Here is a 15,012-nt window from a genome sequence, read left to right on the forward strand (position 1 = left end):
TCTCACACCGACGTATGCGAGGGGTAACCGGACGCGTGACATCGAATTCGACCAGCACCGAGACCGCAGGCACCGACCCGTCGGATTTCGAGGCCGTGCAGAACGGTCCGGACGGTCCACGGTTGCCACCGCGTCCGGTGTATCGGCCCTCCGTCGATCCGTTGTCGGCTTCGGTGTTCGGACGTCCCGAGGACGTCGACGGCTCGTTCTCGCCGCGCCGCCCCGGCGAGCAATTGCCGTCGCGTGTGTCCGTTCGACCACCCGATCCGATCCTCGCCGAGGCATTCGGACGTCCGGACGACGCTCAGGAATCGCTCCAGCGTGATCCCGACGGACACAACGACGGCGACACCGCCGCGTCGGAGCCGGCCGATCCGTGGCGTGATCCCGCGTCCCGGGTATCTCTCGGCAGCGCAGCGGTCGATACTCCACCACCTCCTGTGCTTCCTCCCGGAACCAAACTCGGCGTCCGCGACGTGTTGTTCGGACGGTCGGTATCGGTCCGAGCTCTCGTCGTACTCGGTGTCCTCGCACTCGTCATCGGCTTGGTCGGTGGCCTGTTCGGTCGCCTGACCGCCGAGGTGACCGGCGCACTGACCAGCCAAAAAGTGACACTGACCCAGTCCAGCGGTGACGACATCCCGCGCGGGCAGATCAGCAAGGTCGCCGACGCGGTTCTTCCGTCCGTCGTGTCGATCCAGGTGACGCTCGGGGAGACCGGGGGCACCGGCTCGGGCGTCGTGATCAGCGGTGACGGCTACATCGTGACGAACAACCACGTGATCTCGCTTGCCGCGTCCGACCCGGACAACTCGACACTCGAAGTCACCTTCTCCGACGGCACCAAGGTGCCCGGCCGCATCGTCGGCCGCGACACCAAGACCGACCTCGCCGTCCTGAAGACCGAGGTCGGCAACCTCACCGAGGCCCAGCTCGGTAGTTCCGGCGACGTTCGCGTCGGTCAGGACGTCATTGCCGTCGGATCGCCCCTGGGATTGAACAAGACGGTCACCTCCGGCATCGTCAGCGCGCTCGACCGTCCCGTCGCGTTGTCGGGGGAGGGCACCGACACCGATGCGGTCATCGACGCCGTACAGACCGACGCCGCTATCAACCCCGGTAACTCCGGTGGCCCGCTCATCGACTTCGAGGGCCGCGTCATCGGCATCAACTCGGCGATCCGAAGCGAGAGCGGCGGATCGGTCGGCTTGGGCTTTGCGATTCCGGTCGACGAGGTCACCGAGGTGGCACAGAGCCTGATCCGGGACGGCGTCATGAGACATCCGGACTTCGGCATCAACGCCCGCTCGGTCATCAACGACACCTCGGCCGGTGCCGAAGTCGCCAACGTGCGCACCGACGGCCCGGCGCAGCAGGCCGGAATTGTCGAAGGAGACGTCATCACCAAGGTCGGCGATCGCACTGTCGGAGACGCGGACGAACTGGTCGTCGCGGTGCAGGAGACCACGATCGGTCAAGCGGTACCCGTGCAACTCGTCCGTTCGGGACGGCTGGTGGACGTCTCCGTCACGCCGGTTTCGGACTGACGACGTAGGCTGGCAGGCGTGTTCGGCAACATCGGTTGGGGAGAGCTCGTAATCCTCCTCGTAGCAGCTCTGGTCATCCTCGGTCCGGATCGCCTTCCCGGCGCCATCAGCTGGGTGTCCAAGTCCATCCGCCAGGTCAAGGACTACGCCAACGGCGCGAGTCAGCAGCTCAAGGACGAGCTGGGTACCGACTTCGAGGACCTTCGCAAACCGCTCGCCGACCTCAACCAGCTCCGGGGCATGACGCCGCGTGCGGTGATCACCAAGCACCTGCTCGACGGCGACGATTCGATCTTCAAGAACCCCTTGGACGACACCTTCAAGGGCAAGCCCTTCGACACCAAGCCGAAGAACCTCGGCGGACCGACGCCGCAGACAGGTACTCCTCAGAGTGGGGTGTCGATGAGCAAGGACGCGCCGAAACTCGCAGCGGGCGAGACTCCGCCGATCGACGCCGACGCCACGTAAGCCTGAACCCTTCCTCGTTCGGTCTCACCCGTCCGCGTGAATGGACCCTTGCATACGTCTGGGCGCGGCAATGGTCCATTCACCCACACCCCGCTGCTGCGTGAATGGACCACTGCACACGTCTGAGCGCGGCAGTGGTCCATTGACGCAAACGGGAGAGCGGGCGGGCTCAGAGCACCTTGTTCAGGAAGTCCTGGGTACGTGGGTTCTGTGGGTTACCGAACAACTCGTCGGGGGTTCCCTCCTCGACGATGACGCCCTCGGCCATGAAGATCACTCGATCCGCGACCTCGCGGGCGAAGCCCATCTCGTGGGTGACGACGACCATCGTCATACCGCCCTTGGCGAGGTCGCGCAGCACCTGCAGTACTTCGCCGACCATCTCGGGGTCGAGGGCACTGGTTGCCTCGTCGAACAGCATGATCGACGGGCTCATGGCCAATGCTCGGGCGATGGCGACGCGCTGCTTCTGCCCGCCCGAGAGATTGGCCGGCTTGTAGTCGGCGCGCTCGGACAGGCCGACCTGTTCGAGCAACTTCGCAGCCGACTCCTTCGCCTGCGACTTCGACATCTTCTTGGTCTCGACGGGCGCGAGCATGACGTTCTCGAGGGCGGTCATGTGCGGGAAGAGATTGAAGTGCTGGAACACCATGCCGATGTTCTGGCGCACCTTGTCCAGATCGACGTTCTTGCCCGTGAGGTCGGTGCCGTCGACGACGACCGATCCGGCGGTGATGTCTTCGAGCTTGTTGAGGCAGCGCAGAAACGTGCTCTTGCCCGAGCCCGAGGGGCCGATCACACACACCACTTCACCGTTGGCGATCTCGGCGTCGATGCCCTTGAGAACCGTGTTGTCGCCGAACGCCTTCTGCAGGCCCTTGATCGAGATCTTCGTTCCCGGACCGTTGTCGACCGGCAGGTCCTTGGTCAGTTCGGTGCTCATTTGTTGATCCTCTTCTCGAGCCGGTTCGACAGCTTGGTGAGAGCCATGATGATGATGAAGTACAGGACGCCGACGATGAGCCACATGTTGAACGACTCGAAGTTACGAGCGATGATCAGACGACCCGTCTGCGTCAGCTCGGCGAGGCCGATGACCGAGAGCAGCGACGTGTCCTTGAGCGTGATGACGAACTGATTGATGTACGACGGGATCATCGTGCGAATTGCCTGTGGCATCACCACTTTTCGCATCGACTTGAGGTAGCTGATGCCGAGGCTGCGCGAGGCCTCCATCTGTCCCTTGTCGACGGCGAGGATGCCGCCGCGGACGATCTCGGCCATGTAGGCACCGGCGTTGAGCGAGAGCGTGATGATGCCTGCGGTGAACGCCGACATCTGGAAGTTCAGCGCCGCGGGCACACCGAAGTAGATGAAGAATGCCTGCACCAGAAGCGGTGTGCCACGGAAGATGTCGACGTAGGTGGTGCCGATTCCGCGGAGCACGATGTTGGTCGAGACACGGAACAGGCCGAAGATTCCGCCGAGCACCAACGCGATGGCGATGGAAATGACGGTCAACACGATGGTCAGCCACAAGCCCTTGAGCAGCAACTGCCAGCTGCTGGCGATCAGGCCGGGGATGGACGTGTCTGCGGTGGAGGCGTCGGCGTTGAGGTAGGTGTCGAGAATCTGGTCGTACTGGCCGTTGGCGCGCAGGTTCTCGAGGCCGGTGTTGAACTGTTCGAGCAGTTGCGCGTTGGTGCCCTTGGCGACGGCGAATCCGTAACTGGCACCGGCTTCTTTCTCGGTGACGGTCTTGAATCCGTTGCCCTGGGTGATGCCGTATGCGAGCACCGGGTAGTCCTCGAAGGCGGCCGCCGAGTTGCCGGTGCGCACTTCCTCGAACATGGTGGCCGAGTCGTCGAAACTGCGAATGGTGAAGCCGTACTGATCTGCGATCGACGCGGCGAAGGTCGCGCCCTCGGTGCCGTTCTTGACTGCGACGGACTTACCGCGCAGATCCTCGTAGCCCGTGATCTCGTCGTTGGAATCCAGAATTGCCATCTGGACACCGGAATCGAAGTACGGCTCGGAGAAGTCGAAGGTGGCCTTGCGTTCGTCGGTGATCGACATGCCGGCGATCATTCCGTTGAACTGGCCGCTGGTGACGCCCTGGAGCGCGGTATCGAACCCGACCTGCTCGACGGTGTAGTCGAAGCCTTGATCCACCGAGATCGCGGCCAGCAGGTCCATGTCGATTCCGACGAGTTTGCCGCTCTCGTCCTGGAATTCGAACGGGGCGAAGGTGGTGTCGGTCGCGATCGAGTAGTTCTGCGCGGGCGGGGCGGGTTGTGCGGATGCCAGGCCAGGACCGAGCAGCGATCCCAGCAGGGTCATCATCAGGGCGATCAGAACCGGAACGACGACCGGCCTGATCCGATGCGGCTTCTTCATGAAGGCCACTCTCTATCGACAGTAGGATTGAAGGCAAATCCTAAGGCTTCTACCCTGTTCCCGACGTCGTTTGTCGGGTATAACCGTCGTTTCTAGAGCTTGCGGGCCGAGTCGATTCCGAGCGACATTCCGACCAGTCCTCGTTCGCGGACTGCCAACTTCGCGGCGACGGCCTCCAATGCCTGTGCCGCAGGCGATTCCGGGTTGCTCAATACGATCGGCATCCCGGCGTCACCACCCTCGCGGACGGCGGTGTCCAAGGGAATCTGGCCCAAGAGGGGAACGCTGGCACCGACAGCTTTCGTGAGTCTGTCCGATACGTCCTGTCCGCCACCGGATCCGAAGATGTCCATGCGGGTGCCGTCGGGTAGTTCGAGCCACGACATGTTCTCCACGACGCCTGCGACGCGCTGGCGGGTCTGCAGGGCAATTGCTCCAGCTCGCTCGGCAACCTCGGCCGCGGCCTGCTGCGGAGTGGTGACCACGAGGATCTCGGCACTCGGAATGAGTTGGGCAACAGAGATTGCCACGTCTCCGGTGCCGGGGGGAAGGTCGAGCAGTAGCACATCCAGGTCGCCCCAGAAGACGTCGGCCAGGAATTGCTGTAGTGCGCGGTGCAACATCGGTCCGCGCCAGACGACCGGAGTGTTGCCCTGGGTGAATTGGGCGATCGAAATGAACTTCACGCCGTGCGCCTGCGGCGGCATGATCATCTTCTCGACCTGCGTCGGCCGCGCGTCGTTGCCGAGCATACGAGGCACGGAATGGCCGTAGATGTCGGCGTCGAGCACCCCCACCGACAGCCCACGAGCAGTCAGTGATGCCGCGAGATTGACCGTCACACTGGACTTGCCCACGCCGCCCTTGCCCGACGCCACCGCGTAGACGCGGGTCAGGGATCCGGGTTGCGCGAACGGGATGATCGGCTCGGCGGAATCGCCGCGCAGGGACTTGCGTAGTTCGGTGCGCTGCTCGTCGTTCATGACGTCGAGCTCGACTGTCACGGTGCCCACGCCTGCGACGTCGGCGACGGCGTTCTTGACGCGATCGCTGATCTCGGTCTTCATCGGGCAGCCGGAGGTGGTGAGGTAGATGCCGACACCGACGGAACCGTCGGCGGATACATCGATGCTCTTGACCATCCCGAGATCGGTGATGGGTTTGCGGATCTCGGGGTCGATCACCTTCGTGAGCGCGGTCCGAACGTCGGATTCGGTCAGTACAGCCATTGCCTCATGCTAGGCGGTGGGCACTGCGTCGATGGACAGCAGGGCAGGTGCGGACACCCGATCAGTGAATGCGCGGGAGCTGGTCCGACGTCGGGACGATGCCGGTGGCGTATCCGGCCGACCATGCCAGCACGTTCGCCACGTAGGCCATCGAATTGTTGTAGCGCAGGATCGCTCTGGTGGTGGATCCCAGATCACGCATGTTGGTGCCGTCGTCGCACAGGTACATGCCGGTGGCCAGGGCTGCGTCGTACAGATTCTGTGGGTCGGAGACTCCGTCGCCGTTGCCGTCGGCGTGATAGAGGTTCCACGTCGAGGGCAGGAACTGCATCGGTCCCACTGCGCGGTCGTACTGGGTGTCGCCGTCGAGTGCGCCGCCGTCGGTGTCGCGGATCACCTGATTGCCTGCCAGGGTGCCGTTCAGAACCGGTCCGAGGATGGGCTCGTGCAGTTCGCCCGAGTCGTCGACCTTGCCGTTGTTGGCGTGGGTGGACTCGACGCGGCCGATGCCGGCGATGACGGTCCAGCTGATGCCGCAGCCGGGTTGCTGCTGGGCCAGGATCCGCTCGGCGTTCTTGTAGGCGGCGACGTTGACCACCGGAATCGCGATGGGGCTGACGGCCAGGTTGGTGGGGAGCTCCGGTGTGGGCGGGATCTCAGGGGCCGGCGCGGGTGCAGGGACCGGTGCCGGTATCGGAAGCTCGGCCTGCGCCACCGGCTGAGCCTGCTGGTCCTGAGTGATCGGCTGGGGGGTCTCGACCACCGAGTTCGATTCCTGCGCAGCAGGCGAGGTCTTCGCGCTGACGAACGGAATGTATTCCGTGGCTCCGGCGCTGGTGGCGGCGGTGACCAGTCCTGCGGGGACGAGACCTGCCAGAGCAATCACCGAATTCCGTCGAACCTTGGAAGTCGATGCTTTTCTGTGACGACCCACGCGTGCTGTACCTCCTGATTTCCCCGGACGACGTCCGGGGCCCGAGCTGATGACCGGGATCGAGGGTACCTGATTCGAGACTGTTCTGTTATCGGGCTGTTATCAGCGGCGAAGCCGTGTGGTCAGGGCACCGGATCGTTATCGGGCGCGTCCGGCGCACCGGCGTCGTCCTGCACCCGCGCGGCGGCCTTCTTGCGTGCTTTTTTCGGCGAGGTGACCGGTTGACCGGTTGCGTGCTCGAGCAGTGCCTTGATCTCGTCGAGTTCGCGGCGCAGGTAGTCGCGGGTGGCGACCTCACCGACGGCGATACGCAGCGCAGCGAGTTCGCGGGCCAGGAATTCGGTGTCGGCTTTGGTCTGTTGGGCGCGCGAGCGATCCTCCTCGAGGGAGACGCGGTCGCGGTCGTCCTGCCGGTTCTGGGCCAGCAGAATCAGCGGCGCGGCGTAGGCGGCCTGAGTCGAGAAGGCGAGATTGAGCAGGATGAAGGGATAGGGGTCCCACTGCAGATTGACCGCAACGACGTTGAGGAAGATCCAGACGATGACGATGCCGGTCTGAATAGCGAGATAGCGCCCGGTGCCGAGGAATCTGGCGGCTTTCTCGCCCGACTTGCCGAGATCGAAGTCGAGGTTGACGTTGAACATCCGCGATCCACGCGGAGTGTCCATTCTCTGGCGTGCTGTTTCTTTCACTGTCCGGCCACTTCCTGATCTCGCCAGTCCTCGGGCAGCAGGTGATCGAGGACGTCGTCCACGGTCACGGCCCCGACCAGGTGGTCCTCGTCGTCGACCACCGGGCCGCAGACGAGGTTGTACGTCGCGAAGTATCGCGTGACGGCGGTGAGGCTGTCGTCGGGGGACAATCGCGGAAGAGCGCTGTCCACCACTCCGCCGACCAGGCTCGCCGGGGGTTCTCGTAGTAGCTGCTGCAAATGGACGCAGCCGAGATACGGGCCGGTCGGTGTCGCGGTCGGGGGACGCACGACGAACACCAGGGAGGCCAGCGCAGGCGTCAGGTCGGGGTTGCGCACCCGAGCGAGAGCCTCGGCCACCGTGGTCGAGGCGGTGAGAACGACGGGTTCGGGGGTCATCAGACCACCGGCGGTGTCGGGGGAGTGCTCGAGCAGGCGACGGACGGGCGCGGAATCCTCCGGATCCATCAGGCGCAGAAGCGATTCCGCCTCGGTCTCGGGCAGCTCGCCCAGGAGGTCGGCGGCGTCGTCCGGGTCCATGGCCTCGAGCACGTCGGCACCACGGTCCACGCCGAGGTAGTGCATCAACTCCACCTGATCGTCGTCGGGCAGCTCCTGAACGACGTCCGCGAGCCGCTCGTCGTCGAGAGCTCGCGCCACCTCCATGCGGCGCTTGACGGGCAGCTCGCGCATCGCGTTCGCCACGTCGGCCGCGCGAAGATCCTCGAACTGCATGAGCAGCTGCGCCACACCCTGATCGGGCATCGACAGCTCGTTCTGCGTGAGCCCCTGCACGTGCTGCCAGTCCACGACGTGGATCGCGCCGCGGCGGGCGAGGCGCTGACGCTGCTTACGCACAGCCACTCGGGCGACCACCCAGTCTCTCGTTCGGGTGAGCTCGATACCGAGGTCGACGACGATCGAATCGGCGTCGTGCAGCTCGTCGAGCTCGGGGTCGTCGACGCGCACCTTGGAGTCGAGGATCTGCGCGAACACCAGAATCTCGTTGGCGCGCTGGGTGAATCGGCGCAGACTGACGTTTCCGGTCGTGAGTTGAACGGAGTTGGGCTCGATACTGGTCACGCGGAGCATCGGCACGAAAATTCTTCGGCGAGTTGCCAATTCGACCACCAGGCCGAGGACTCTCGGTTGCGCTCTGCCGACGCGCATCGAGATGACCACGTCGCGAACCCGGCCGATCGATTCGCCGTCGGGGCCCAGGACACCCAGGCCTGCGAGCCTGGCCGCGAATACCTTACTCAGTGCTGCCATGATGGCAAGGTTAGAGGCTGGGCAATACAGAACATGAATCAGACAGGGGTTGTGCTGCGGTGAATGCGTCGGGCCTACGGCGATCGGTACTGGCCGTTCCGGGTAGTTCGGACAAGATGATCGCCAAGGCCAAGGGTCTGCCTGCAGACGCGATCTTCCTCGATCTCGAAGATGCCGTCGCCCCCATCGCGAAGGTCGAGGCTCGGGCGCGCATCGTAGATGCGCTCAACTCCGATGGCTGGGGCGATCAGATCAAGGTCGTGCGCGTCAACGACTGGACGACGCAGTGGACGTACGGCGACGTCGTCTCGGGTGCAGGCCGCAACCTCGACGCCATCCTGTTGCCGAAGGTCGAGTGCGCCGCGCACGTCCAGGCGTTGGATCTTCTTCTCACTCAGCTCGAGAAGGAACACGGTCTCGACGTCGGTGCGATCGGGATCGAGCCGCAGATCGAGAGTGCACGCAGCCTGCGCAACATCGACGAGATCGCGACCGCGAGCCCCCGGGTGCAGACGTTGGTGTTCGGGCCCGCGGATCTGATGGCCAGCGTGAACATGCGCACCCTCGTCGTCGGCGAACAGCCGGTGGGATACGACACCGGCGACGCCTATCACCACATTCTGATGACCATTCTGCTCGCCGCACGGACCCACGGACTGCAGGCGATCGACGGCCCGTACCTGCAGATTCGCGATCTCGACGCCTTTCGTCGGGCGGCGGGCCGCACGGCCGGCCTCGGTTTCGACGGTAAGTGGGTACTGCATCCGACGCAGATCGAGGCCGCCAACGAGATCTTCGCGCCGCTCCAATCCGACTACGACAAGGCCGAGATGATTCTCGATGCCTACGAGTTCCATACCTCCGCGGCGGGCGGCGCTCGCGGGGCGGTGATGCTCGGCGACGAGATGATCGACGAGGCGAGCCGCAAGATGGCTCTGGTCGTCTCGGCGAAGGGGCGCGCGGCCGGTCTGACACGCACGACGACGTTCGAGCCGCCCACCTCCTGATCCACGGCGTGTTCGCGGACAGAACAATGGGTGTGACGGTGTCCGTTTCGGGGCACAATGGAGCCATGACCAATCCCCTCTCTCAGTCCGGTCGCCCAGGGCAGGGACTGCCGACGCCGCCCTCCGGTTGGCCCATCGGTTCGTACCCCACCTATGCCGAGGCGCAGCGCGCCGTCGACTATCTCTCCGACGAAGAGTTCTCGGTGCAGGACGTCACGATCGTCGGCGTCGACCTGATGCAGGTCGAACGCGTCCTCGGCCGCCTCACGTGGCCCAAAGTCATTGGTGGAGGCATCGTTTCGGGTGCGTGGCTGGGAGTGTTCCTCGGCCTGGTGCTCGGCATCTTCAGCGAGAACATCTTCGGAGCCCTGCTCATCGGTGTCGGCGGCGGCATCATCTTCGGCTTGATCTCGGCGTCCATTCCGTACGCGGCCACCAAGGGGCAGCGAGATTTCGCGTCGAGCATGCAGTTGGTGGCGGGTCGATACGACGTCCTCTGCGAGCCTCGAACGGCGGAGAAAGCACGCGACCTGCTCGCCAAACTGTCGATCTGATCACACCTGGTGGACGACCAGGCAACCGACAGGTAACGGAATAGCCCCAAATCGCCCTCTATGCCAGTGAGTTCGGTTACGTTTCTTTCGTGCACGGCAGTCCCACACAGTGTGCTGCGCGAGTAATTGAACGTACGGAGGCGGAAAGTGCCGAGACATCGTGGTCGTAGGCGTGGCAAAGCGACGAGAATAGGGGTGTTGGCAGCAGCGGCTCTGGTCACGAGTCCGTTGCTCGCAGCGTGTGGTTCGTCCGACAGTTCGGTTCCGGTTCTGAGTTTCTACACCGCCGCAGACGGCGCAGAGCAGTACGCCGCTGCGGCACAGGTGTGTTCGGATGCCTCGAACGGTCGATACCGCGTGGAGCAGCGGACGCTGCCCAAGAGCGCGAACGATCAGCGTCTCCAGCTCGCCCGACGCCTCGCCGGAAACGACAAGACGCTGGACCTGATGACGCTCGACGTGGTGTGGACGGCCGAATTCGCCGAAGCCGGATGGGCATTGCCCGTCCCGGAAGACCTGTCCGCGAAGCTGCGCGACGGCTCCACGCTCGAAGGACCGCTCGCCACTGCGGAATGGCAGGACCAGCTGTATGCGGTTCCGCTCAACTCCAACACCCAGTTGCTCTGGTATCGGCCCGACGAGGTGCCGGACGGGGTACCGCCGCAGACGTGGGATCAGCTGATCGACGTGGCCGAGGCCAATGCGGCCGCGGGCAAGCCAGGGCAGATCGGCGTACAGGCCAAGCAGTACGAGGGCTTCATGGTGTGGTTCAACTCGCTGCTCGAGAGTGCGGGTGGTTCGGTCGTCGCCGAGGACGGAACGACGGTGACGCTGAACGACACTCCCGAGCATCGCGCGGCCACCGAGAAGGCCCTCGAGATCATCAAGCGGGTCGCCACGGCCGACGGCCACGACCCGTCGGTCTCGCAGAGCGACGAGGCGACGGCCCGGCTCGGGATGGAATCGGGACGGATGGCCTTCCAGGTCAACTACCCGTTCGTGTTGCCCGGCCTGAAGGAGAACGCGATCGCCGGTGCCGTCTCGTTCCTCGATCTGGCGAACGTGCCTGCCGACCAGCAGGACGCGCGGATCGCCGAGGTCTTCCGTAGCGCGCCCTACCCGGAGGTGAACCCCGGCGAGCCCGCGAAGGTCACCATCGGTGGATTCAACATCGGCGTCGCCAAGACGACCCAGCACGAGGATCTCGCGTGGGAGGCCGTCGAGTGCCTCACCAACGAGGAGAACCAGCGCAACAACGCCATCAACGGTGGTGTGCCGCCGGTGCTGAAGTCGCTCTACTCCGATCCGGAGTTCCAGGCCTCCTATCCCGCATGGGAAGGCGTGCTCGGTTCCATCGAATCGGCGGCTGTGCGACCCGTTTCGCCTGCCTACCAGAGCATCTCGATTCTGTTGACCGATGCGCTCAACCCACCGCAGAACATCGATCCGGTAGCCGACGTGGACAAGCTCGCAGATCTGGTCACCAAGGCCGTCAATTCCGAAGGGTTGATTCCATGAGTGCTCCTACCGATTCAGAGCCCCAGTCGCAGCCTCTGGACAAGCAGGCAGCCCTGAAGAACGTCTCCGACGGCAAGAAGGCCGAACGGCGGCTGGGGCTGTTGCTCATCGCACCCGCAGCGATTCTGATGATCGCCGTCACCGGCTATCCGATCATCTACGCGTTCTGGCTCAGCCTGCAGAAGTACAACCTTGCGTTCCCCGAGGATCGTGAATTCGTCGGCATCTCCAACTACGTCACGGTGCTCTCCGACGGGTACTGGTGGACGGCGTTCGGCGTCACGGCCGGCATCACGATCATCTCGGTGATCATCGAGTTCGTCCTCGGCCTCGCGGTGGCTCTGGTCATGCACCGCACCATCTTCGGTCGCGGACTGGTGCGCACCGTGGTGCTCATCCCGTACGGCATCGTGACCGTCGCCGCGGCGTACAGCTGGTACTACGCATGGACCCCGGGCACGGGATATCTCGCCAATCTGCTGCCCGACGGTAGTGCTCCGCTCACCGAGCAGTTCCCGTCGCTTGCGATCGTCGTGTTGGCGGAGGTGTGGAAGACCACTCCGTTCATGGCGCTGCTGCTCTTGGCAGGGCTGGCGTTGGTGCCCGACGATCTGCTGAAGGCCGCCGAGGTCGACGGAGCAGGCGCGTGGACCAGGTTGATGCGCATCACGATTCCGTTGATGAAGCCGGCGATTCTCGTCGCGGTGCTCTTCCGCACCCTCGACGCGTTCCGCATCTTCGACAACATCTACGTGCTCACCCGAGGTAGCAACGAAACCGGATCGGTCTCGATTCTCGGTTACAACAACCTGTTCGGGGCATTCAACCTCGGACTCGGGTCGGCGATCAGCATCCTGATCTTCTTCTGCGTCGCGATCATCGCGTTCGTGTTCATCAAGCTGTTCGGTGCCTCGGCACCGGGATCCGACGACGGAGGCCGCAAGTAATGACCACTGTTACGCCTCGCAAGAAGGTCGGTTGGACGGTAGTCAACGTCCTCGTCCTGCTCTATGCACTCGTTCCACTGCTGTGGATCATCAGCCTGTCGTTCAAGTCGACGGCCACCATCGCCGACGGCAACTTCATTCCGCGTTCGATCACCTTCGACAACTACAAGGGCATCTTCTCGACCAATCAGTTCACCTCGGCATTGGTGAACTCGATCGGCATCGGACTGATCACCACGGTGATCGCCGTGGTGATCGGCACGATGGCCGCGTATGCCGTTGCTCGCCTGGACTTCCCGGGAAAGAAGGCACTCGTCGGTGCAGCGCTGCTCATCGCGATGTTCCCCCAGATCTCGCTGGTGACACCGCTGTTCGACATCTCCCGCTCGCTCGGACTGTTCGACACCTGGCCGGGACTGATCATTCCGTACATCACCTTCGCATTGCCGTTGGCGATCTACACCCTCTCGGCGTTCTTCCGCGAGATTCCGTGGGAGCTCGAAAAGGCAGCGAAGATGGACGGCGCGACGCCCGCACAGGCGTTCCGCAAGGTCATCGCCCCGCTGGCTGCCCCCGGCATCGTCACCGCCGCCATTCTGGTATTCATCTTCGCCTGGAACGACCTGCTGCTCGCCATCTCGTTGACGGCAACGGAACGTTCGGTCACCGTCCCGGCGGCCATCTCGCAGTTCACCGGTAGCTCTCAGTTCGAGGAGCCCACGGGGTCGATCGCGGCGGCAGCAGTCGTCATCACGATCCCGATCATCATTTTTGTGCTCTTCTTCCAACGACGTATCGTGGCGGGCTTGACGTCCGGCGCAGTGAAGGGATAACCGTCATGGCCGAAATAGTTCTCGACAAAGTCACCAAGCTCTACCCCGACGGCGCAGCTGCGGTGAGCGACGTCGACATCACCATCGCCGACGGCGAATTCATCATCCTCGTCGGGCCGTCCGGTTGCGGAAAGTCCACCACCCTCAACATGATCGCCGGACTCGAAGACATCTCCTCGGGCGAACTGCGCATCGCGGGGGAGCGGGTCAACGAGCGTGCTCCGAAGGATCGCGACATCGCAATGGTGTTCCAGTCCTACGCGCTGTACCCGCACATGACGGTGCGTCAGAACATCGCCTTCCCGCTCACTCTGGCGAAGCTCTCGAAGTCCGAGATCAACACCAAGGTCGAGGAGGCAGCCAAGATCCTCGACCTGAGCCAGCACCTCGACCGCAAGCCGGCGAACCTCTCCGGTGGTCAACGCCAGCGAGTTGCCATGGGCCGCGCCATCGTTCGCACACCCAAGGCCTTCCTGATGGACGAGCCGCTGTCCAACCTCGACGCGAAGCTGCGTGTGCAGACGCGCGCCGAGATCTCGCGGCTGCAGAAGCGCCTGGGCACCACCACCGTCTACGTCACGCACGATCAGACCGAGGCCATGACCCTCGGCGATCGCGTCGTGGTGCTGCGCGGCGGACTGGTGCAGCAGATCGGGTCGCCGCAGGAGCTCTACGACAAGCCGCGAAACCTGTTCGTGGGCGGCTTCATCGGATCGCCCTCGATGAATTTCGTTCCCGGACAGCTCACCTCGAACGGCGTGTCCACCGCGCTCGGTGAGATCGACATCCCGCTCGAGCGGATGGATGCGATCAAGGCCAAGAACCCGGGCCGCGAGGTGGTCGTCGGCATCCGCCCCGAGCATTTCGAGGACGCGGCGCTGATCGACGGCTACCAGAAGATGAGCGGTGCCACCTTCACTGCCACCGTCGACGTGCTCGAGTCGATGGGCAGCGACAAGTACGTCTACTTCACGCTCAAGGGTGCCCGCGTCGAGTCGAGCGAGCTGCAGGAGCTGGCGGCCGATGCGGGTATCGCCGATCTCGGTGGCGCACAGGTCGTTGCACGTCTGGCGGCCGAGTCCAAGGCCGCCGAGGGCGGTCAGGTGGAACTGTGGTTCGACCCGGCGAAGATCTCGGTGTTCGACCAGGCCTCGGGTGCCAATCTGACGCTGTAGTGCCTACGGCAGTGGTGTGGTCGAGTGCCCCAGACGGCACTCGACCACACCACTGCGCAGCACTCAGAACGCCGAACCGGTGGTCGGTAACTGGTACCCCTGGAAGAAGTCGAACGGCACCACGTTCGGTGCCGGGTTCTGTAGCTGCGGTGCCGGTGCCTGTGGGAACAGTTCGGGCAGGCGGAACTGATCGGGCTGCTGGTTCTGCTGATACTGCGGCGCGCTGTGGTCACGATCGTCGCGGTCGGACCACAGAGGATCGCCCGACGCGGTGCCGGTGACTGCCACTAGGGGGATGGCCACCAATGCTCCGGTGACTGCTGCGCGGGTGAGAATCTTCTTGGTGTTCATTCGGTGTGCCTCTCGTCGGTGTTCGTACCTCCACGACACTAGGTACGCATGAGGTCGCCGGAAAGGCAGATTCGTTGACTCCCAGTAGA

The 15,012-nt window shown here is 64.0% G+C and carries 15 protein-coding genes; 8 read left to right on the forward strand and 7 right to left on the reverse strand.

Features of this window, described 5'->3' with window-relative positions; translation table 11 throughout:
- Positions 1-14: 14 nt before the first annotated feature.
- Positions 15-1,547 (forward strand): S1C family serine protease, encoded by a 1,533-nt coding sequence (locus tag CH305_RS15665; RefSeq protein ID WP_256983794.1) that lies wholly within the window; start codon positions 15-17, stop codon positions 1,545-1,547.
- Positions 1,548-1,565: 18 nt separating this feature from the next.
- Positions 1,566-2,015: a Sec-independent protein translocase protein TatB gene (gene tatB / locus CH305_RS15670; RefSeq protein ID WP_032403023.1), complete on the forward strand. Its 450-nt coding sequence runs from the start codon at positions 1,566-1,568 to the stop codon at positions 2,013-2,015.
- A gap of 169 nt (positions 2,016-2,184) precedes the next feature.
- Here the strand turns inward: tatB and CH305_RS15675 are convergent, their stop codons facing one another.
- From CH305_RS15675 to CH305_RS15700, 6 genes are all read right to left on the reverse strand, one after another.
- Positions 2,185-2,958, reverse strand: coding sequence for an amino acid ABC transporter ATP-binding protein (locus CH305_RS15675; protein ID WP_094704189.1), 774 nt, complete (start codon positions 2,956-2,958; stop codon positions 2,185-2,187).
- On the reverse strand, positions 2,955-4,412 hold the full coding sequence (locus tag CH305_RS15680) for an amino acid ABC transporter substrate-binding protein/permease (protein WP_037153377.1): 1,458 nt from the start codon (positions 4,410-4,412) through the stop codon (positions 2,955-2,957). Before CH305_RS15680 ends, CH305_RS15675 begins: the two co-directional genes overlap by 4 nt.
- A 92-nt stretch (positions 4,413-4,504) precedes the next feature.
- Entirely contained in the window at positions 4,505-5,641 is a 1,137-nt protein-coding gene (locus tag CH305_RS15685) for an Mrp/NBP35 family ATP-binding protein (RefSeq protein WP_032375923.1), read from the reverse strand.
- 61 nt (positions 5,642-5,702) lie between these two features.
- Positions 5,703-6,575 carry a lytic transglycosylase domain-containing protein gene (locus tag CH305_RS15690; protein ID WP_179278305.1) on the reverse strand — a complete coding sequence of 291 codons (873 nt, stop codon included), beginning with the start codon at positions 6,573-6,575 and terminating at the stop codon, positions 5,703-5,705.
- A gap of 122 nt (positions 6,576-6,697) precedes the next feature.
- The gene (locus CH305_RS15695; protein ID WP_094704191.1) at positions 6,698-7,243 is read right to left on the reverse strand and encodes a DUF1003 domain-containing protein; all 546 of its coding nucleotides are present in this window, start codon (positions 7,241-7,243) and stop codon (positions 6,698-6,700) included.
- A 20-nt stretch (positions 7,244-7,263) separates the two neighbouring features.
- Positions 7,264-8,538 (reverse strand): magnesium transporter MgtE N-terminal domain-containing protein, encoded by a 1,275-nt coding sequence (locus tag CH305_RS15700; RefSeq protein ID WP_032375920.1) that lies wholly within the window; start codon positions 8,536-8,538, stop codon positions 7,264-7,266.
- 59 nt (positions 8,539-8,597) lie between these two features.
- On the opposite strand from CH305_RS15700, the gene CH305_RS15705 reads away from it, so the two are divergent.
- The 6 genes from CH305_RS15705 (at position 8,598) to CH305_RS15730 (ending at position 14,572) form a co-directional block, all read left to right on the forward strand.
- The gene (locus CH305_RS15705; protein ID WP_094704192.1) at positions 8,598-9,545 is read left to right on the forward strand and encodes a CoA ester lyase; all 948 of its coding nucleotides are present in this window, start codon (positions 8,598-8,600) and stop codon (positions 9,543-9,545) included.
- Between the two features lie 65 nt (positions 9,546-9,610).
- Positions 9,611-10,099 (forward strand): general stress protein, encoded by a 489-nt coding sequence (locus tag CH305_RS15710; protein ID WP_008714301.1) that lies wholly within the window; start codon positions 9,611-9,613, stop codon positions 10,097-10,099.
- A 195-nt stretch (positions 10,100-10,294) separates the two neighbouring features.
- Positions 10,295-11,617, forward strand: a complete 1,323-nt coding sequence (locus tag CH305_RS15715; RefSeq protein ID WP_032403028.1) for an ABC transporter substrate-binding protein — start codon at positions 10,295-10,297, stop codon at positions 11,615-11,617.
- Positions 11,614-12,564: a carbohydrate ABC transporter permease gene (locus tag CH305_RS15720; RefSeq protein ID WP_032375917.1), complete on the forward strand. Its 951-nt coding sequence runs from the start codon at positions 11,614-11,616 to the stop codon at positions 12,562-12,564. The genes CH305_RS15715 and CH305_RS15720 overlap by 4 nt, the downstream gene beginning before the upstream one ends.
- Positions 12,564-13,397: a carbohydrate ABC transporter permease gene (locus CH305_RS15725; RefSeq protein WP_032375916.1), complete on the forward strand. Its 834-nt coding sequence runs from the start codon at positions 12,564-12,566 to the stop codon at positions 13,395-13,397. Before CH305_RS15720 ends, CH305_RS15725 begins: the two co-directional genes overlap by 1 nt.
- Positions 13,398-13,402: 5 nt before the next feature.
- A complete protein-coding gene (locus tag CH305_RS15730) occupies positions 13,403-14,572 on the forward strand; it encodes an ABC transporter ATP-binding protein (RefSeq protein WP_032375915.1) in 1,170 nt (389 codons plus the stop codon).
- A 63-nt stretch (positions 14,573-14,635) separates the two neighbouring features.
- Here CH305_RS15730 and CH305_RS15735 read toward each other — a convergent pair whose 3' ends face one another.
- A complete protein-coding gene (locus CH305_RS15735) occupies positions 14,636-14,923 on the reverse strand; it encodes a hypothetical protein (RefSeq protein ID WP_094704193.1) in 288 nt (95 codons plus the stop codon).
- Between the last annotated feature and the right edge of the window lie 89 nt (positions 14,924-15,012).

This window comes from Rhodococcus sp. 15-649-2-2, assembly GCF_002258645.1.
In the GTDB taxonomy this organism is placed as follows: Bacteria; Actinomycetota; Actinomycetes; order Mycobacteriales; family Mycobacteriaceae; genus Rhodococcoides.

Excerpts from the sequence above, each read along its gene's own strand:
- CH305_RS15695 (WP_094704191.1), bottom strand. The coding sequence starts at position 7,243 with ATGGACACTCCGCGTGGATCGCGGATGTTCAACGTCAACCTCGACTTC.
- CH305_RS15710 (WP_008714301.1), top strand. The coding sequence starts at position 9,611 with ATGACCAATCCCCTCTCTCAGTCCGGTCGCCCAGGGCAGGGACTGCCG.
- CH305_RS15720 (WP_032375917.1), top strand. The coding sequence starts at position 11,614 with ATGAGTGCTCCTACCGATTCAGAGCCCCAGTCGCAGCCTCTGGACAAG.
- CH305_RS15700 (WP_032375920.1), bottom strand. The coding sequence starts at position 8,538 with ATGGCAGCACTGAGTAAGGTATTCGCGGCCAGGCTCGCAGGCCTGGGT.
- CH305_RS15725 (WP_032375916.1), top strand. The coding sequence starts at position 12,564 with ATGACCACTGTTACGCCTCGCAAGAAGGTCGGTTGGACGGTAGTCAAC.
- CH305_RS15730 (WP_032375915.1), top strand. The coding sequence starts at position 13,403 with ATGGCCGAAATAGTTCTCGACAAAGTCACCAAGCTCTACCCCGACGGC.
- CH305_RS15685 (WP_032375923.1), bottom strand. The coding sequence starts at position 5,641 with ATGGCTGTACTGACCGAATCCGACGTTCGGACCGCGCTCACGAAGGTG.
- CH305_RS15735 (WP_094704193.1), bottom strand. The coding sequence starts at position 14,923 with ATGAACACCAAGAAGATTCTCACCCGCGCAGCAGTCACCGGAGCATTG.
- CH305_RS15665 (WP_256983794.1), top strand. The coding sequence starts at position 15 with ATGCGAGGGGTAACCGGACGCGTGACATCGAATTCGACCAGCACCGAG.
- CH305_RS15675 (WP_094704189.1), bottom strand. The coding sequence starts at position 2,958 with ATGAGCACCGAACTGACCAAGGACCTGCCGGTCGACAACGGTCCGGGA.
- CH305_RS15680 (WP_037153377.1), bottom strand. The coding sequence starts at position 4,412 with ATGAAGAAGCCGCATCGGATCAGGCCGGTCGTCGTTCCGGTTCTGATC.